24 protein-coding genes are annotated in these 15,846 nt (G+C 40.5%); 20 read left to right on the top strand and 4 right to left on the bottom strand.

Annotated features, from left to right (window positions below):
* The first annotated feature begins 137 nt into the window (after positions 1-137).
* The 9 genes from DBR40_RS05290 to DBR40_RS05255 all read left to right on the top strand — a co-directional run bounded on the left by DBR40_RS05290 (position 138) and on the right by DBR40_RS05255 (position 3,961).
* Positions 138-440: a hypothetical protein gene (locus DBR40_RS05290; RefSeq protein ID WP_124558714.1), complete on the top strand. Its 303-nt coding sequence runs from the start codon at positions 138-140 to the stop codon at positions 438-440.
* Complete coding sequence (locus DBR40_RS05285) at positions 434-622, top strand: hypothetical protein (RefSeq protein ID WP_124558713.1); 189 nt, start codon at positions 434-436, stop codon at positions 620-622. The genes DBR40_RS05290 and DBR40_RS05285 overlap by 7 nt, the downstream gene beginning before the upstream one ends.
* Before the next feature lie 107 nt (positions 623-729).
* A complete protein-coding gene (locus DBR40_RS05280) occupies positions 730-1,062 on the top strand; it encodes a hypothetical protein (protein ID WP_124558712.1) in 333 nt (110 codons plus the stop codon).
* A 2-nt stretch (positions 1,063-1,064) separates the two neighbouring features.
* Positions 1,065-1,631, top strand: coding sequence for a hypothetical protein (locus tag DBR40_RS05275; RefSeq protein ID WP_124558711.1), 567 nt, complete (start codon positions 1,065-1,067; stop codon positions 1,629-1,631).
* Positions 1,628-1,777: a hypothetical protein gene (locus DBR40_RS26635; RefSeq protein WP_158673988.1), complete on the top strand. Its 150-nt coding sequence runs from the start codon at positions 1,628-1,630 to the stop codon at positions 1,775-1,777. Before DBR40_RS05275 ends, DBR40_RS26635 begins: the two co-directional genes overlap by 4 nt.
* Before the next feature lie 270 nt (positions 1,778-2,047).
* Complete coding sequence (locus DBR40_RS05270; RefSeq protein WP_124558710.1) at positions 2,048-2,329, top strand: hypothetical protein; 282 nt, start codon at positions 2,048-2,050, stop codon at positions 2,327-2,329.
* On the top strand, positions 2,329-2,844 hold the full coding sequence (locus DBR40_RS05265; protein WP_124558709.1) for a hypothetical protein: 516 nt from the start codon (positions 2,329-2,331) through the stop codon (positions 2,842-2,844). Before DBR40_RS05270 ends, DBR40_RS05265 begins: the two co-directional genes overlap by 1 nt.
* A 154-nt stretch (positions 2,845-2,998) precedes the next feature.
* Positions 2,999-3,307, top strand: coding sequence for a hypothetical protein (locus DBR40_RS05260; protein ID WP_410522634.1), 309 nt, complete (start codon positions 2,999-3,001; stop codon positions 3,305-3,307).
* A 108-nt stretch (positions 3,308-3,415) separates the two neighbouring features.
* Positions 3,416-3,961, top strand: a complete 546-nt coding sequence (locus tag DBR40_RS05255; RefSeq protein ID WP_124558707.1) for a hypothetical protein — start codon at positions 3,416-3,418, stop codon at positions 3,959-3,961.
* Positions 3,962-4,016: 55 nt separating this feature from the next.
* Here DBR40_RS05255 and DBR40_RS05250 read toward each other — a convergent pair whose 3' ends face one another.
* Positions 4,017-4,256, bottom strand: a complete 240-nt coding sequence (locus DBR40_RS05250; protein ID WP_124558706.1) for a hypothetical protein — start codon at positions 4,254-4,256, stop codon at positions 4,017-4,019.
* Between the two features lie 120 nt (positions 4,257-4,376).
* Here DBR40_RS05250 and DBR40_RS05245 point away from each other — a divergent pair, with 120 nt between their 5' ends.
* The 10 genes from DBR40_RS05245 to DBR40_RS05200 are packed head-to-tail and all read left to right on the top strand — an operon-like array spanning position 4,377 to position 9,657.
* Complete coding sequence (locus DBR40_RS05245) at positions 4,377-5,057, top strand: hypothetical protein (RefSeq protein WP_124558705.1); 681 nt, start codon at positions 4,377-4,379, stop codon at positions 5,055-5,057.
* 28 nt (positions 5,058-5,085) lie between these two features.
* Positions 5,086-5,676: a hypothetical protein gene (locus DBR40_RS05240; RefSeq protein WP_124558704.1), complete on the top strand. Its 591-nt coding sequence runs from the start codon at positions 5,086-5,088 to the stop codon at positions 5,674-5,676.
* Positions 5,677-5,679: 3 nt separating this feature from the next.
* Positions 5,680-6,777 carry a major capsid protein gene (locus DBR40_RS05235; protein ID WP_124558703.1) on the top strand — a complete coding sequence of 366 codons (1,098 nt, stop codon included), beginning with the start codon at positions 5,680-5,682 and terminating at the stop codon, positions 6,775-6,777.
* 11 nt (positions 6,778-6,788) lie between these two features.
* Positions 6,789-7,106 carry a DUF6706 family protein gene (locus DBR40_RS05230; RefSeq protein WP_124558702.1) on the top strand — a complete coding sequence of 106 codons (318 nt, stop codon included), beginning with the start codon at positions 6,789-6,791 and terminating at the stop codon, positions 7,104-7,106.
* Positions 7,107-7,424 (top strand): hypothetical protein, encoded by a 318-nt coding sequence (locus DBR40_RS05225; protein ID WP_124558701.1) that lies wholly within the window; start codon positions 7,107-7,109, stop codon positions 7,422-7,424. It begins immediately after the preceding gene.
* The gene (locus DBR40_RS05220; protein ID WP_124558700.1) at positions 7,421-7,855 is read left to right on the top strand and encodes a hypothetical protein; all 435 of its coding nucleotides are present in this window, start codon (positions 7,421-7,423) and stop codon (positions 7,853-7,855) included. Before DBR40_RS05225 ends, DBR40_RS05220 begins: the two co-directional genes overlap by 4 nt.
* Positions 7,852-8,289, top strand: coding sequence for a hypothetical protein (locus tag DBR40_RS05215; RefSeq protein WP_124558699.1), 438 nt, complete (start codon positions 7,852-7,854; stop codon positions 8,287-8,289). Before DBR40_RS05220 ends, DBR40_RS05215 begins: the two co-directional genes overlap by 4 nt.
* 29 nt (positions 8,290-8,318) lie before the next feature.
* The gene (locus DBR40_RS05210; RefSeq protein WP_124558698.1) at positions 8,319-8,885 is read left to right on the top strand and encodes a hypothetical protein; all 567 of its coding nucleotides are present in this window, start codon (positions 8,319-8,321) and stop codon (positions 8,883-8,885) included.
* 2 nt (positions 8,886-8,887) lie between these two features.
* Positions 8,888-9,067: a hypothetical protein gene (locus tag DBR40_RS05205; protein ID WP_124558697.1), complete on the top strand. Its 180-nt coding sequence runs from the start codon at positions 8,888-8,890 to the stop codon at positions 9,065-9,067.
* Between the two features lie 47 nt (positions 9,068-9,114).
* Positions 9,115-9,657, top strand: coding sequence for a hypothetical protein (locus DBR40_RS05200; protein WP_124558696.1), 543 nt, complete (start codon positions 9,115-9,117; stop codon positions 9,655-9,657).
* Positions 9,658-9,861: 204 nt separating this feature from the next.
* Here DBR40_RS05200 and DBR40_RS05195 read toward each other — a convergent pair whose 3' ends face one another.
* The 3 genes from DBR40_RS05195 to DBR40_RS05185 all read right to left on the bottom strand — a co-directional run bounded on the left by DBR40_RS05195 (position 9,862) and on the right by DBR40_RS05185 (position 11,333).
* Entirely contained in the window at positions 9,862-10,254 is a 393-nt protein-coding gene (locus DBR40_RS05195; RefSeq protein ID WP_124558695.1) for a helix-turn-helix domain-containing protein, read from the bottom strand.
* A gap of 99 nt (positions 10,255-10,353) precedes the next feature.
* Positions 10,354-10,545, bottom strand: a complete 192-nt coding sequence (locus DBR40_RS27245) for a type II toxin-antitoxin system HicA family toxin (RefSeq protein WP_124558694.1) — start codon at positions 10,543-10,545, stop codon at positions 10,354-10,356.
* Positions 10,546-11,153: 608 nt separating this feature from the next.
* A complete protein-coding gene (locus DBR40_RS05185) occupies positions 11,154-11,333 on the bottom strand; it encodes a hypothetical protein (RefSeq protein WP_124558693.1) in 180 nt (59 codons plus the stop codon).
* 200 nt (positions 11,334-11,533) lie between these two features.
* On the opposite strand from DBR40_RS05185, the gene DBR40_RS05180 reads away from it, so the two are divergent.
* Positions 11,534-15,844, top strand: coding sequence for a phage tail tape measure protein (locus tag DBR40_RS05180; protein WP_233603810.1), 4,311 nt, complete (start codon positions 11,534-11,536; stop codon positions 15,842-15,844).
* The last annotated feature ends 2 nt before the right edge of the window (positions 15,845-15,846 follow it).

The raw sequence follows: 15,846 nt of genomic DNA, 5'->3' as shown, positions 1-15,846 counted from the left end.
AGTTGATTTGTGTGTTGTTGTTATGGACTAGCACGATTTGGTGTAGAATGAATAAAAATATGATTGCTCAATTGGGTGATCATATTTTTTTGGTTTAAAATTATAACAAATAGTTATTTAAATTATAGCTCTGTTTTATGAATACTCACAACACCAGGTTACTTATTCCATCACTGATTGAGCTAAATGGCTCAAAGGTTGAGTTTACAACAGATCGAGGTATGATCTCCATTCCGGTTCGTGCTATGTCTTTGGAAATTCCGGAAGTTGGCGTGCACGTCGGCCAAAGGCCATTCGGTTCACTATCCCCATTCGATACAGACTTTGTTGTATATTACGATGCAGATGTATTGGAGTGGCTATTAAACTGCTCTGAAGAAGAATTTCAGGCAGCAATGCTAGGTTTCTGGAAAACCAGAAAGGAGGCATTTGTATGTTAACGACTCAAGAGCGTAACGAACAAGCCTATTTATCAATTTGCAGCACTCAGGCCATTTACTCAGGCAGCGAAGATCCGCTTGGATATCATGCAGGCATAGAAATGGGATTAAAAATCGCTAAAGCAGCAATGGAAAGCTGGGGTTGTGTTCAGCCTGAACAAAAGGAGGTGGCCAATGTGTAATTGGATATTAATCGATAGGATAATCTATGCCGTGCTTTTCTGTGCGGCAATCATAGGAGCAATAATTTGTTAACCTGCCCCGATCGGGGTGTTAAACAACCAAAAGAATGAAAACAACGGAAATGATGGTTAAATCGTTAGATGCGATAACCTACCAGACATTTAAAGATGCAGTAATAAAAATTGTTGCTGCTCGAATCACAAGCAGAGCTCCACTAGGCTACAGCTCCGACACCACACTACTATATGGCACTGAAGGCAACGAAAGGCGTAATGGCGTTTCAGTTCGCAATCATTCGGGAAATCTGTCAATGTTGATTTGCGATAGGTATGGTCGTTTTATTTTTCACGGAGGTTTTTCTATAAAGCTACCGTCTGTTTTTATTGCCCGTGAGCTATTCAAAACGTTCAAAAAGGTTCGTAAGCATTTGGAGGATTAACAATGGAAAAACTAACGCTGGAGCAACTGGCTCCTTATTTGCCGTATGGGTTGAAAATGTTTACGCCTGTTTGGGTAAGAAATATAACGGAGCTAACAACATTTAATTTTGATTTAGTTACCTCATTTTATAATACCAGAGCAATCCTTAGGCCAATGTCGGATTTAACAAAACAAATTGATCAATTAGGATTTACCCCGCTGATTGAGCTTTTAAGGCTTTTAGAATCAAATCACTTTTCGAAGGATAAAGTTTTAGTTTCTTGCTGTAAAGATTTTACACCTAAAGTTATTGATTGTTTTTCAAAAACATACAGTGAAAAACATACCGAGCATATTGTAAAACAATTGATATCGACTTCAAACATGGGAGATCTAATCTACAGTTTTGGATATTCTGAGCATTTCAACAGGTTCCAAAAAAGAGACGAGACAAGAGAGATAACCCTTGGTACAGGCCACCAGTTACATTTGTTTCAGAAACTCTATGAGTGGCACTTCGACGTTTTCGGCCTTATCGAACAAGGTTTAGCAATATCTATTCACGATGCAAAGGAGGTTACGCCATGAACTACAACGATACAGGTGGTAAACCCATCATAAAAACAAAAGATTGGATAGAAACGATCTTCAATAAGGATACCGGAATAGCCTTCATCATCGTTGCCGCTTGCGGTTACATTAACTTAATAATTTACATAATCGATACCTGGTAGGCCATGAGAAAGACCAAAAAACAAAAAAGTTTCGAATCAAAGCATTGGCTAATGTTCGGATATAAATTTTACAATAACCTTCCTAAAAAAATTACACGCATGCCATTAAGGCCAAATAGGTTCAGATTATCGAATTTCAGGAGTTTGGTTCTTGGGTTGATTGCTCGTAAAAAATGTGAGTTTACTGGTCGCGGAAGTTGCACAACAAGAGGCATAAGCTTTGATTATTGCACAAATAAAATAGGTATTCACACTTCAAAATTTTAAGCGATGAAATCACTTGAGCAAGTAAAAGACCAGGTTGCTAATAGAATGGGCTTTGCTAGCTGGAAGCGTTTCTGTTTGTTCTGCAAACCTACTCCAGAAATTGTGGATGAAGTAGCCAAGCTATACGCCAATCGAAAGCTTGATGAAGCCGCTGAAAAAGCAACGCTTGCTATTGAAAGAGGCGGGAAGCTTATTTTAAGAAAGCAGTTGGCGTATTTTGCAGACGACATGGATCATGTTGAAGTCGACAAACAATCAATCCTTTCACTTAAAGACAAAGTATAATGCAAGTAGAATATAAAACAGAAAAAGGAACGGTGCTTTTTGTAAAGGTGCCGGATGAAGCAAAAAAATTTCAAATAGATTTTGAACGATATGGTGTTGTCGATGATTTTGATGAAGCTATCGTTTTGAAGTGCGAAAATGATAATCACAAATTTGACCCAATTTTTATATACGATGACAATTGGCAAATAATAAGCCTAACAATAGACATTAGAGAGGATCAGTTAACTGAAATTCTCTCCCCTAAAATTGGTATCCTTTATGAAATGTTCGGATATGATTATTTAACAACTGATATCTTTAAGTGCTTCAAATCCCTAATGCATCGTTTACAGGTGCATGAGGTTAATCCTGATCCATTAACTTGTTGCTCAGGCTCTATTCAGTCCGGTTGTGGCTGCATGGGTTTCCCCTACAACTACAGTTCAGAAAAAGAACTTGATGCTTATTGTGATGCCAAGGAAAGAACCGGTAAATGGCTAGTATTATTTAACCCCAATGAGCCGATTAAATAGATTATTCGGCTCATAAAAAAAAATATTAATGAAAGCATTATCAATAAAACAGCCATGGGCAACCGCGATTGCTATTGGAGTAAAGCCGGTTGAAAACCGGACTAAACGAACTCATTTTCGAGGCCGGATTGCGTTGCATACTTCTGCTAAACCAATGCCGGGGTCGCCACGAGATACCATTGGCCATAAACGATGGGATACGCTAACGAATGCCCAAAAGGAAACGATCTGGGAAGGAATGAAAGTAACAGGCGCTATTATCGGTGAAGCGACGATAGTTGATTGCGTAGAAAACCATCCGTCCATTTGGACCGATGCAGGTCATTATCAATGGGTGCTCGAAGATGTAGTGTTGTACGACGAACCTATAATGGGAATAAAAGGAGCATTAGGGCTGTGGGAATGGGAAAAACCTTACTATGTAGTTGGCAGCGCCGAGTTGGTTAATAACATTATTGTATAAAAATACTGAATATAGTGTATTGTTAAGTCTATATAAATAATTTCGTTTATAACACTTTTAATATGTTTAAATCACTACCTTGTATGAAATTAAATTTATCTAATTAACATGAATAAAAAACTCACATTAATTGCAATTGCGATTGCAGCAACATTCTCATCATGTAAAAAAGAAATGCCAAAGGAGGTTGAAACTTTTAAAAAACCAAATTTGCAGGCTAAAGGCTTACCAGGTGGTTCATCAAACTATTTGGTAAAAGACGGGAATAATTATATTGGTTACTGGGGTGGTGCTACCCTCACGTTTGCCCAGATTTTGTATCCAACAAACTCGCAGCAAGGACAGCTCTGCAACGGTTATTCCGTAAGTACGAATACAGGTGAAGTTACGGTGTCTGATGGTATAATATTATTAGCCTTACCTTCGTTTGTCGGTGCAAGCGGAGACCTAATTGGCGACTATCAGAACTACGCAAATGCTTTAGACGTTTATTTTTTGACCGGCGGGGCGCTGCCATTATGGGATAATTTTGTCTCAACAACCTACGGACAAACTCAAGCAATGGGCTGTTTCGTAATTGTTGATTTTAATTCTCCATCTGGATTTTCTTTAGTTAGCTCCACGTTTGCAGGGGTAAAACCTCCATCAATTTAAAGTAAATATCATTCTAAATGATAATGAGCCCTGGCCAGTAATGGTTCAGGGCTCATTAATTTGATTTCACCTCGGTAACTTCGTATATTCTAAGTCCAATGCCGTCCTCACTCCCGAAAACTAATTTGTATTTGTAGTAGTGATTAAGAGCATTTTTATAAAGTTCTAATGACGGTATATGTTCTGAAACGTAAATGTCATCCCACTGAAATCGATCGCCAACCTTCAAAACTGGTTTTTTGCCATTGAAGAAATGGCGCATGATCAATTCGCCTGGTGTTATTGCTTGCGTCATTCTCAAATATATATAATCGCAACTATTTTACCAACCCCTCTTAGTAATCCCGTTTACTTTACCACCCCATGCCTTACAGGTAATTTCGTGCAATAACCCATAAATCGGGGTATTTCTCACATGAAACAAAAATTAATCGCATTGTTAAAGACCTCGTTTGCAAGCAAGGGTTTTAACGCAAAAGAATTAGAGAGTCTAGCCGACCTATTGATCAGCCAGCAATCTCTAACCGATGAATCAACAGATGAGGATTTAACAACAGCAGTTACAGCCGCAAAACCTACAGCTGATTTCGTTCAGTCAGTAGCAAGCCGCCAAGTTTCTGATGTTAAGAAGCCTAAAACTGATGATCCAAAAGATCCAGCAAAACCGGCAGATCCAGCAAAACCTGCTGCAACTCCAGATGACATGCCTGAATGGGCAAAAGGTTTAGTTACCAGCGTAGGAGCATTAGCACAGGGTTTAGCATCGATTCAAGCCGAGAAAGTTGGTAACACTCGCAGGGATCAGTACTCGAAAACATTAGAGGGGACTTCTGAAGCTTTCAAAAATGAGGCATTGGCTGATTTCGATTTACTAACCTTTAAGGATGATGCACATTATTCTGAATGGCTTGGTAAAAAGACCGAAAGCGTTAAATCATTTATTCAGGAAGAAGCAAATAATGGTTTAGGTGGTGAAAGGCCGGTGGGTGGACAAGGCGGCAACCAAGGTAAAGTAGAAAAAGTGGCTCCGGCCGTTGCAAATTTTATCAAAAAATCTGCCGCAGAAAGAACAGCGGAGCCTTCTGAAAAGGCTTAAAAATTAACATTAAAGAACATTCTACAAAATGGGATTAGGATTTAAAAAAGTTATTGGTACTGGGTCTATTCCAGTATTTCAAGGCTATGGCAAAGACATTTCGTTGGCTCAGGGTGGTTTTGGATTAGATATCACAGGGCTTAGGATAGGTGCAATTATTCCCGCCGGGACGCCCATGATTTGTGATGAATCAACCAGACTTGCTAAGCCTTTTGTTACAGCGAAATTAACCGCTGCAGCAACAAATACCGATGTTGCATATAAAGTAACAAAGAATTCGTTATTCGCGATCGGTGACAATTTTTCAGCGGTAAAAGGCGCTAAAGCATATCCGATTACAGCAATTGACACCTCTAATGCAGGTTATGATTTGGTAACAGTAGGGACAACCTTGGGGGCTGTTTTGGCGGAAGGAACTTTGGTTTTCGAATCGACAGCAACTGGAGCGACCGCATCTGCACTTCCTGGATTAGGGGGAGTACTCTATTCTGATTCGATAATCGAAGCGGGTGAATCAGTATCGGTTGCAATCAAAGCAACTGTATACGCCAGACGTGTGCCATACACAGCAGATATCGCGGCTGCGTTACCGCGTATTATTTATTCACAATCATATTAATATATGGCAATTGTAGATTCAATTTTCGGAGATTTAGCGAAAAGCGCTTCACTCCAGGCATTGGTAGATAATACTGCCATCGATTTATATCCAAAGGCTGTTTGGAGACAAAATTTAGATGTTGGATTGCCGCAGGCATCATTAACATTTGAGTCTGTTATTGGCAGGTCAAGAGTTAAGGCAGCGGCATCACTAGTTGATCCTGATGCTCCAGCTCCAAAAAGAGGGCGTCCTAACCTTGAAACATTGACCGGTAAAATTCCGACAATGAAAGAAGGGTTTGAAATGAACCAGGCTGATTATCGTTCATTGATGACAATCAAAGAGAACTCCAGATTAAAGCAAAATGGAGTTGACGAGATGATTGTTAATTTTTTGAATAATGACCTTAAAGATGCTGCAAGTTCAACAGACGACCGTTTAGACATCATGCACATTCAAGGCTATTCAAGCTTTAAAGTGGATGCCAGCGTTATCGTTAATCCAGATGGTATAACTGTTGGGGAGGTAGATTTGCTGGCTCAGCCAGAACAGACCAGACAGGTTGCAAAAGTTTGGAGCGATCCTACTGCTGATCCATTAAAGGATATTGAAGCAGTTGTAGAATATGCTTCAGGTATCGGTAGGTCGTTTAGCAAAATCCAAATTGATCGTACCACTTGGGGAGTAATGAAGAACTTAGCGTCAGTAAAATCGGCCATTTCTGCTTTCTATAACCCTGGTTCGAACAAAAATTACGTGGTTACTTTAAGTTCAGTTAATGAATACCTGGTAGAAAATTTACTTCCAACTATCGAGGTTGTTAACTATCGTTATGGTATTCAGAAAGATGGAATCGTTTCTTTAATTAACCCATTCAAAGCAACGAATGTAGTTTTCTTGCCAGCTGGTAAATTAGGGACACTTCATAACGCTGTTGCGATTGAGGAGTGGAAGAAAAGTCCATTGAAATCGTATGCGAAATATGGTACCGCACTTTTGTCGAAGTTTCAAGATGACAATCCTTGGAAAGAGTTCACAGAAGTGGAAATGAATGCATTTCCTGGCCTTGAAGCAATCGATGGTATTATGCACTTACAGACTGATGTAGCTGCCGTTTAATAACCATAACCATGACCATAAAAGAAGCGTTAAAAACCAAATCTGAGAACCTTACAGTTAGTGATGGTAAGTTGAATCTGGTGCTGTTGGAGAGCAATCTTAGCGGTACCGATACCTACAATCCAGATGCTAACGAAAAGGCTGTTGATATGGCTTATTTAACGCTTCTTTTGGAATCTATCAGTGTAAGCGAAATAAGGGAAGATGATGTAGCTATCAAATACACCAACAACCTAAAGGAAATCGTTAGTGCCATTTGCAAGAAATGGGGGCTACCTGATCCGTATGCAGTGGCCAAACCATCCGTTAAACAAGTTCAGATTTTCTAAATGGAACTGAGACCTCATATTTTGAAATGGATACAACCTGGCACACCCGGTGGTACTAATCCAGAAACCGGTTATCCGTTACCTGATCAGCCGGGGCAGGCAATGGAAATTCCGTGTAGGTTTCATTTGGCAACCAATGGCGCAATCAAAACATTTAAAAATGAAGATAGCACGATCGTAAATCAGGTCGGTACCATCAGGGTTGACGCTGGACAGGAATTGCCACAGGTAGATACAATCATCACGGTTGAAGGGCATTTTATTGGCCCTGTTCGTGCCATTTTCCGAGGACAGCTTTCTCATAGAATTGAAGTATGATTAACGTCACTGCCGATTTTACGTTTGATGACCTTGATAAAGTTATCGAGTATGAAAGTAACCAATGGTTTGATAGCCTTGTAGATGACTACAGGCAAACAGGTATTCGATTTGTTGAAAGGGCAGTCGCAAAGGCTGCATTTAATAACATAACCTGGAATCTGAGATCGTCAATTGGTTATTTGATCATTTGGAACGGAGAAGTACTGGAAAGTTATTTCAAAGATCTAAATGACGGCACAGAAGGGCAGGAAGTTGGGCGTGACTATGCGCTATTTGTAGCTAAGCTTATCGATGAAGGCGAGGGATTATCGATGGCATTAGTAGCCGGAGAAGAATATGCTGCCTTCGTTCAACAGAAGGGTATTGATGTAATCAAAGGCTCATCAGCCTATTTTGAAACTGAAATTATTGCATTACTAAAAGGATGAGTGATTACAAAGATGTATTTGATATGGTTACCGACGTCAGAAAACTGATTGATGTACCAGCTATTACTGCGCTATTGGGAACAGGAGCGAGGGTGGAGGCGAGCATCAAATCAACAGGGCCATCAGTTAAAGGAATTATCGTAAATGGCCTTTCCATAAGCAATACTGCTGACCAGATTGGTTTCGGCAATGTCAATTGCTATGCGCCTGCGATTTCATCAACGGTGAATGGTAAAACCGTTTTATTGGCTGACCAAGAGACCTTAAGTAATTTAGCAAAAGCAGTTAAACCCCTGATAGACGGCATTTACATGACTGATTTTAGGGTTTGGGTGGAAAGTTTACCAACAATTACCCAGGATACCGACGGTAGCTATTTTGCTAATATGACTTATAGATACCAAAGCATCCAAAACAATTTTAATAATATTTAAACCGCCCTGTGGGGCATAAACAAATTAATATGGCAACGAATATTGTAGGTGGTGTGGAGATGATCGAAGTTGCTCCAGCAGTTACCACAGAGGCTGGCATCACAGGCGCTACGTTTGTGAGGCTTGAAAACATTGCTCCGGATAGTGTGATTTACACTAAAAACAGCGATACTGAAACCGATCTTATTCCAGAGGATAAAGATGTGGCATTATTGACCTTTTATACACCTGGTGAGGCAGATGTTATAGCCATCGGTGTTTTAGAGCAAAAACCAGAAGTTCTGGCCCTATTGTTCAATCAGGAATATACTGAGGCTACAACCCGTATCGTGACTTTAGCGAAAAGGAAAGTGGCCAATCTAATGATCAGGATTACAACCAGGTCAATGAAGGATGATCGTAAACAAATTATTGTGCTTCCGAACGTTGCGGTAACCACTACCTATGTAAACAACCTGAATAAAACATCCGTACAGCAATTATTGCTTACTGGTAAAGTTGGTTCATTCAAAACCACAACTAGCCTCAAAGATGCTATTTCAGTTAAAACCTGGGTAACTGATGCTGGGGCTCCAATCGATTCAACTACTCCATAATCATGAGGTGGGTGAAGTTTAAGAGTGATTTGCTTGTGGAGGCCACAGGCAAAAATCACAAGTCCGGAGAGGTGGCGGAAGTATCGGATGAGTTCGCCAAGCGGCATGGTAAAAATGGTACTGGACTCCTTGAAGAAACATCTAAGCCTAAAGACCAGGAAAAGGAAACAGTTGAAAAATAAAGGAAATCCCCTTGCAATGTGTAGGGGGATTTTTTATGCCAAATGAAATGGAAGAAAAAGAAATACTACAAAATATAGCGGATACGCTAATTGAGAAGTCGGTGTATACGTTAAAAGTGCCTATAAAAGAGCCATTGCCAGCGACTAAGCGTACGTTAATTGATAAGGTTTTGCGCAGGCCGATCGTGCAGCCAGAAACAGTGCGAGAATTTAAAATTAATCCTTGCTTGGTTGGGAATATGTATAGGATAGCTGGGCGGGCAGTGAAGTTGCCTGATGAGATTTTAGAAAGCTCGATGGCCGCATCATTGCTGCCGATTATAAACGAGCACCTTTCAGACTTGGTATATATTGTAGCTGCAGGAATTCAAAATACGAAGCGAGAACCTGATCCTGAGTTAATCGAGTTTATTGAAGATAATTTCGAAGCAGAAGATTTATATGAGGCCTTGCTGCCGATACTGGAAAACCTTGGCATGCAGTCTTTTTTGAATTCTATTGCCTTGGCGAAAGGGACGGTGAAGATTCTGAAGCCAAACGTAAGTCCGATCGACGGGAGCGAGTTGATAGCCTCCCACATACAGGAATAGGTAGCGCCTTGCGGTACTTCAAAGGTGCATATACTGCAAATAGCTTACTTTGGGAAACCAGCTGGAAAAATTATATGCTTTACCTTGGCGCAATTCAATCTGAGGAAGATGACAAGCCAAAGGAAAAATTAGAGGTTAAGGATTCCGACGATATATTCTAATAAAAAAGCCCCTCACAATTGTAAGGGGCTTTCGGTATGATAATTAAGAAATGGTTAAATTAAGTGTTGATAGTTCCTGGCCTAATTGTCTGACACCGGACAGTATACGATCGACCTGTTTTGGTCCGGGTTTTTTATGGCCATTGACATATTGTGAGATTAAGGTTTTACCCATTCCGATTTTCTCGCCCAGGGCACTGGCATTGATGATTTTGTAATACTCAAAGAATTGCTTTACATCTAATGTGATTATTACATCATCGATAGTGATCTGATCGAGATCCTTAATTTCTGCATACGAGTTGTATGCATCAACAATATTGGTTTTTAATTCGTTTACATCGTCTCCTGAAGTCCCGATTGGAAGGGAATCATCCGATGCATAGGCAGAAAAACCAGTATCGGTTTTTTCTACAATAAATTCAATTTTCGACATTTTCTGTCCTGTATTTGATCTTACCCCCTGCTGTGAGGGCGAACCCGTTGACGTACGAGACCACGCTGCTTATCGCAGTATATGTTTTGTAAAGCAGGGTTATTTCAACCCTGCTTGCTTTAGTAGCTTGTTTGCTAGACCTGTGCCGACTTCTTTCGAATTATGGCTAGTGAGAATCATTTCACTGTTTGGCCTTTGTGGGTGGTGCCAAACCTCGTGGCTACCTTTCGCTTCTCTTAAGAACTCGAACCCCTCTTTTTTCAATTTTCGTTTAAGTTCGCTCCATTTCATTTCCTTTAATTATCATACGATAAAGGTAAACAATAGTTTACTTTTTTGCAAATAAAAGGTAAACTATTTTATACTTTTTATTTTGCAAAGTCAACGCTTTTTGATTCTTTGTATTTGTTATGATGCAAGTTTTCCACATTAAACCACAGGTTATTAAATTGTTTAAGTAAATATTTATATTTGGTTTTCATTTTGTTACAAGGTTTTAGACTGATTCGCGTCAACTAATCAAATACAAATAAACAAAATCATGAAACGACAAGGAGCAGAAGGATTTTTGTTCTGGTTACTCGATTATACAGAACAATTCGACCAAATCGAGAAGGGTTTTAAAAGCAACTTGTCCAAAATCTAAGTTGCTAGAAAGGAGGACGCGAAAAATGCAAGAAGAAATTATTGTACGAGATGGAAAATCTTATAGAGTGATTTATACTAGATACATTACCCGTAAAGGTAAGCGTATTTATCATCCAAAAGGCGGAGTATTCCGTTTCGAGGTGGCTTTGTAAGCCAAATTAAATGTCGCAGTTTAATTTGAAAGAAGGGTCGGCGCTTGGTCAGTGCTGGCCTTTTCTTTTGAAATACAACACCTTTTGGATGATAATATTTTAGATAGGTTTTACAACCTCAATCTTATACCCGTCTTCCGATGGGAAAATATCTTCTATAAAAATTCTGATATCAATTAATTTATCGTAGAAAAAGTTCGTGCCTTTAACATCCATCGTTTGCTCATTGAAATAGCATGGAATGGAATAGAATTTCGCTATGTGGGTAAACTTACTCATTGATTGGTTCGACAAATCTAGTTTAAAAATAATTAAAAAATAAATAAAAACTGTTAAATAAAATAAAATGACAATTGCGAAAAATCGAATTTAGCTCATTTATTTATTTGATAAACATGTGATTATCGTTTTTGTTTTACCACCACCTTTTGATAACCACCATCCCCAAATCACCCCAATAGTACAGGGTATTTTTGCGTATGGGGATAGATGTGAGTGGGAATAGGGGGCTGAATTTTACGGCTACCCTTAGTATTACAGAAGCGAAAAAGAATGCGCAGGAGTTAAAACGCGTACTGGCCGATCTGGGGATTAATACGGTTAACCAAAGCCAAAAGATTTTTAACCAGTCTCAGGTTGAGTTTCAAAATCAATTACGTAAGGCCAGATTAGAGGTTGCTGCCTTAAAGAAGGAAGAACAGGAACTTAAAAATACCAAACTACAATCTGGTGCGGCCACCGCAGAACTAACCAGAAAAATCGCGGAAAACCGTTTAGCGCAACAGGAATTAACCAAAGCAACTAAAGCAGCAAAGGAAGCTCAGAAGGCAACCGCTGGCTCATATAAGGAGGCAACCGAAAAGTTAAAAGCCCTTGGCGCTGAGATTCGCAATACAACCGGTGGATTCACCCGGATGACACCAGAGCTAAAGGCTAAAATACGTGAGTATAACGAGCTGAACACCAGGTTAAAAGCCTTCGATGAAACGATGGGTATCCATACCCGTAACGTTGGTAATTATAAGTCTGCCTTGGATGGTTTGAAAAGCTTGGTAACTGGATATTTTAGCACCCAAGCCATTTTATCAGGAATAAAACAGGTACTACAAAGCAATGCTGAACTTTCTGATAGCCTTTCAGATGTTCGCCGTACGGCAGGTTTAACCGCTGAAGAGGCAGACAATCTCGCTGAACAACTGAAAAAGATTGATACCAGGACTTCCCTTAAGGGCCTGTTAGATATTGCTATCATCGGGGGCCAGCTCGGTATAGCAAAAGATCAGTTAGCAGGTTTTACTATAGCCGTTGATCAATTAGCAGTATCATTATCTGGAGAATTGGAGGGTGGGCCAGAGGGCATCGCTAAGTCATTAGGTGTCCTGGATAATGTTTTCGGAATTACAAAGGCAAACGCAGGCGATGTAGAAAAATCATTTAACCAAATTGGTTCGGCAATATTAGGGTTGGGACAATCGGGTCTTGCAACAGGCGATTTTCTTTCTGATTTTGGTGAGCGTGTAGGAGGTTTAGCCAAACAGGCTGGTTTATCATTGCCTGTCATCCTATCTTATGGTGCAGTACTGCAAGAAAACGGTGTAAGTGCCGAGGTTGCCGGATCTTCATTCAAACGATTACTATCATCACTTACCGTTAACCGATCGAAATTCTTCGCAGTGGCACAGTTAGCAGACGCTAACTTAACTTTAAAGGCCTTCACCAATATCATCAACACCGATGCTAAAGCGGCACTGGATTTATTCTTCGCAGGCCTAGCTAAAGGGGGAACAACAACCAGTTCTTTCAATGATATTCTTAAATCGCTCAAGTTAACTGGTGCCGGCGTATCTCAGACCGTGGCAGCATTGGCGAATGGACAAGAATCACTAAACGGCCACATTGCGCAGGCAACCCAAGATTTTAACCAGGCTACTTTATCGGCAGAGCAATTCGCTATTAAAAACGATAACCTGGCTGGGAGTTTAAATAAACTAGACAAAACTGTTGTTAAAATAACAACATCTGGGTCAATTTCCAAGTTTTTTAAATCCATTGTAGATGGGGCAAATTATGCCCTTAAAGCTGTAGACGATTTGTTTCACAGGGTTTCTGAAAACGACAGTAGAACTGAAAGAAATGTCGCACTAAATGACTACAAAAACACTGGCGTTTTGACTGACGAGGTAAAGAAAATCCTTCAAGAACAAAAAAATGCTGCCCAGAAGGGTTACGTTGAAGGATTAAACGATCAGGGACGCGCATTTGCAAGAACGCTGTCTGAAAGAGCGAACGGGGAAAAGGAACTAAACAACACAATCACAGCCCAATCTGCTAAGCTTAATAATTTGGAACGTGAACGAAACAAGCTACTTAACAATAGAAGTGATTTTAATGGTATTATTTCTAACCAGGAAAGACAGATTTTAAATCAAACTACTGCAAATTATGGCAGGCAGAAAGCTGTCGTTCAGGAGCTACTTAATGTCAGGGAAAAATTATATCCTAAAGCGAAAGAAGCCCCTGCGGAAACTGTAATTGATACTAAAACACAAGCTTCCGAAGCTCGTAAGCTAGAAAACGCATTAAAAGCGCAGCGTGCTTTACAAGCTGAGATTGATGCGCTAACCAAAAAAGGTAGCGATAAACGCCAGGATGATGATGCCAGGGAGCTTGCCGAAGTAGATGCGAAATATAAAAAGCTACGTGAAAAAGCAATTGCATTTAACAATGATTCGAGGAACAAGGCAAAAGGTCTTCGTGTGGATTCAAGCGGGTTATTGCGTGCCCAATCTGACGAAGAAGATGCTTTACGTGATAAACAGGCTTCGGTGAAGCTAAAAACCACCATTGATGAGCAGAAAAAGCTTTACGAAGATTTTGAACAGTACAAAAACAATTTTGGGGTAGCCAAAGCCAAAGAGCGTTATGCTTCGCTGATTAATGTAGATCAAACCTATCTTGAAAACCTTAAATCACGTCAGGCCGCATTAGTGGGTGATGATAAAGCAAAAGGAGGCGATGCTGGAGGTGGTACCTATGTTGCTAAACAGCAAAAGGTTCTCGAAGAAGCGACCAAAGTAGCCCAGCAGGAAGAACAAAAACGAACCGATATCCTGCTGAAAGAATTCATGACCTATGCCGACAAACGCAAAGTACTCATCGAAAAATACAACGCTGATTTTGCGTCATTGGATGGGAATGCTGGTGCCCAATCTGAACGTACCAAACGATACGAACGCGACTTAAAAGAACTCGACGATGCCAACGCTAAAAAATTGGAGAGTTACGAGAAAATGTTTGAGGGGATAGAGGTTCTGTCTAAAAAGCAAGCTTTGGCTGTTTTGCAGGCTGGCCGCGCACAATTGGCCAAGGATATAAAATCTGGGGCAATTGTCGATCCTGCTGAAATTACCAAGGTAAAAAAATACTTTGACGAAGTTGAAAATACAATACGTGAAGGTAGTGGTCAGGCACTCATTGACCTGGCTAGGCAGGTTGACGAGGTTGCCTCAGCAGTTGGAGGTATAGATTCTGCATTTGGAAAGGTGCTTGGGACCTTGGGAAATGTGCTTGGCCAGGTTGGGAATATTAAGAAAGGGTTTAAAGATCTACAAGCAGCTCAAAAAACTAACAGTATCACCGGTCAACTTACGGCTGGCCTCGGAATTTTTGGCGCTGGATTGTCTATTTTCCAAAGCGTGGTGTCATTTTTTACCCGCTCTGAGCAAAGGGAGGCGCAGGCTTCTTACGCTCGTGACCTTCAGAACAAACAAACCGAAGCGCTCAATAAAGCCCTCGAAAGGCAGGTGGCGCTGCTTGATAATGTGTACGGTACCGATCGTATCAGGGATTACTCAGCAGCGATTAAACAGGCGCAGGACAATCAGGCAGCTTATGCGCAGCAGCTTACAAGACGATATTCGTTAACCGGTGATGCGCAGCTAGATGAATTTCTAACGAAACTAAATAATGGAGAAAAGATTGATCCCACATTTAACGGATTGGTTGAAAAAGCAAAAAGAGCATCTTCGTTACTACCATCTGATATAAACGCCCTTCAAAAGCTATTGGATGATCAGAAACTTGATGCCAACACAGCGACAATTGTTACCAACCTGATTAAAGCCAGGGATACTGCTGAGCAGCTTTTGAATAATCTTCGGGCTGAAACCACAGGCACAACTCTGGACCAGATTGCGGACGATTTTATTAGCACGCTTACCGATGGGGTTCAGGATTTTGGAAAGACGTTTGAGGAGATCATGCAGAAATCGATCCTGAATGGTTTTAAAGGTGAGTTAATTAGGAAGCAGCTACAGGCATTCTATTCGCAGTTTGCTACACTTAGCGATGGCGGCCTCACCAGCGAAGAAATTGAAACTTTGCGCAAGGCATACTTATCAGCCAGTGAAAAAGCCAAAAAGGATTTGGAAGCATTGAGCAAAGCTACAGGGATAGATTTAACAACCGGCACTGGTACTTCAACCGCCCAATCAACCAGGATAACCGATGCTGTAACTGAAACAACAGCAAACAAAGTGGAGGGGGCGTTTAACGGAATGCGGTTAGTGCAATTGCAGACAAATGTTTTATTAACAGCGCAAGGTAAAACGCTTGGCGATTTATACCTGATTGCATCCAATAACTTTGCTTTACAGCAAAAGATAGAAGCAAATACCAGGAGAGGGGCCGATGCAGGCGAAAGCGCGCTGCCGTTACTCCGCAGTATTGCTGATAACACAAAAGACAGTTTAGCTGCACAGCTAAGGGCAGGTGGAAAATTTGGGTATTAGGG

The organism is Pedobacter sp. KBW01 (assembly GCF_003852395.1).
Lineage (GTDB): Bacteria > Bacteroidota > Bacteroidia > Sphingobacteriales > Sphingobacteriaceae > Pedobacter.
Note: the sequence above shows the minus strand (reverse complement) of the source record. Positions and strands in the feature narration are given on the sequence as shown.

Bases quoted from the DNA above. Each gene is read 5' to 3' on its own strand.
- DBR40_RS05290 (WP_124558714.1), top strand. From the start codon at position 138: ATGAATACTCACAACACCAGGTTACTTATTCCATCACTGATTGAGCTA.
- DBR40_RS05285 (WP_124558713.1), top strand. From the start codon at position 434: ATGTTAACGACTCAAGAGCGTAACGAACAAGCCTATTTATCAATTTGC.
- DBR40_RS05280 (WP_124558712.1), top strand. From the start codon at position 730: ATGAAAACAACGGAAATGATGGTTAAATCGTTAGATGCGATAACCTAC.
- DBR40_RS05275 (WP_124558711.1), top strand. From the start codon at position 1,065: ATGGAAAAACTAACGCTGGAGCAACTGGCTCCTTATTTGCCGTATGGG.
- DBR40_RS26635 (WP_158673988.1), top strand. From the start codon at position 1,628: ATGAACTACAACGATACAGGTGGTAAACCCATCATAAAAACAAAAGAT.
- DBR40_RS05270 (WP_124558710.1), top strand. From the start codon at position 2,048: ATGAAATCACTTGAGCAAGTAAAAGACCAGGTTGCTAATAGAATGGGC.
- DBR40_RS05265 (WP_124558709.1), top strand. From the start codon at position 2,329: ATGCAAGTAGAATATAAAACAGAAAAAGGAACGGTGCTTTTTGTAAAG.
- DBR40_RS05260 (WP_410522634.1), top strand. From the start codon at position 2,999: ATGCCGGGGTCGCCACGAGATACCATTGGCCATAAACGATGGGATACG.
- DBR40_RS05255 (WP_124558707.1), top strand. From the start codon at position 3,416: ATGAATAAAAAACTCACATTAATTGCAATTGCGATTGCAGCAACATTC.
- DBR40_RS05250 (WP_124558706.1), bottom strand. From the start codon at position 4,256: ATGACGCAAGCAATAACACCAGGCGAATTGATCATGCGCCATTTCTTC.
- DBR40_RS05245 (WP_124558705.1), top strand. From the start codon at position 4,377: ATGAAACAAAAATTAATCGCATTGTTAAAGACCTCGTTTGCAAGCAAG.
- DBR40_RS05240 (WP_124558704.1), top strand. From the start codon at position 5,086: ATGGGATTAGGATTTAAAAAAGTTATTGGTACTGGGTCTATTCCAGTA.
- DBR40_RS05235 (WP_124558703.1), top strand. From the start codon at position 5,680: ATGGCAATTGTAGATTCAATTTTCGGAGATTTAGCGAAAAGCGCTTCA.
- DBR40_RS05230 (WP_124558702.1), top strand. From the start codon at position 6,789: ATGACCATAAAAGAAGCGTTAAAAACCAAATCTGAGAACCTTACAGTT.
- DBR40_RS05225 (WP_124558701.1), top strand. From the start codon at position 7,107: ATGGAACTGAGACCTCATATTTTGAAATGGATACAACCTGGCACACCC.
- DBR40_RS05220 (WP_124558700.1), top strand. From the start codon at position 7,421: ATGATTAACGTCACTGCCGATTTTACGTTTGATGACCTTGATAAAGTT.
- DBR40_RS05215 (WP_124558699.1), top strand. From the start codon at position 7,852: ATGAGTGATTACAAAGATGTATTTGATATGGTTACCGACGTCAGAAAA.
- DBR40_RS05210 (WP_124558698.1), top strand. From the start codon at position 8,319: ATGGCAACGAATATTGTAGGTGGTGTGGAGATGATCGAAGTTGCTCCA.
- DBR40_RS05205 (WP_124558697.1), top strand. From the start codon at position 8,888: ATGAGGTGGGTGAAGTTTAAGAGTGATTTGCTTGTGGAGGCCACAGGC.
- DBR40_RS05200 (WP_124558696.1), top strand. From the start codon at position 9,115: ATGGAAGAAAAAGAAATACTACAAAATATAGCGGATACGCTAATTGAG.
- DBR40_RS05195 (WP_124558695.1), bottom strand. From the start codon at position 10,254: ATGTCGAAAATTGAATTTATTGTAGAAAAAACCGATACTGGTTTTTCT.
- DBR40_RS27245 (WP_124558694.1), bottom strand. From the start codon at position 10,545: ATGAAATGGAGCGAACTTAAACGAAAATTGAAAAAAGAGGGGTTCGAG.
- DBR40_RS05185 (WP_124558693.1), bottom strand. From the start codon at position 11,333: ATGAGTAAGTTTACCCACATAGCGAAATTCTATTCCATTCCATGCTAT.
- DBR40_RS05180 (WP_233603810.1), top strand. From the start codon at position 11,534: ATGGGGATAGATGTGAGTGGGAATAGGGGGCTGAATTTTACGGCTACC.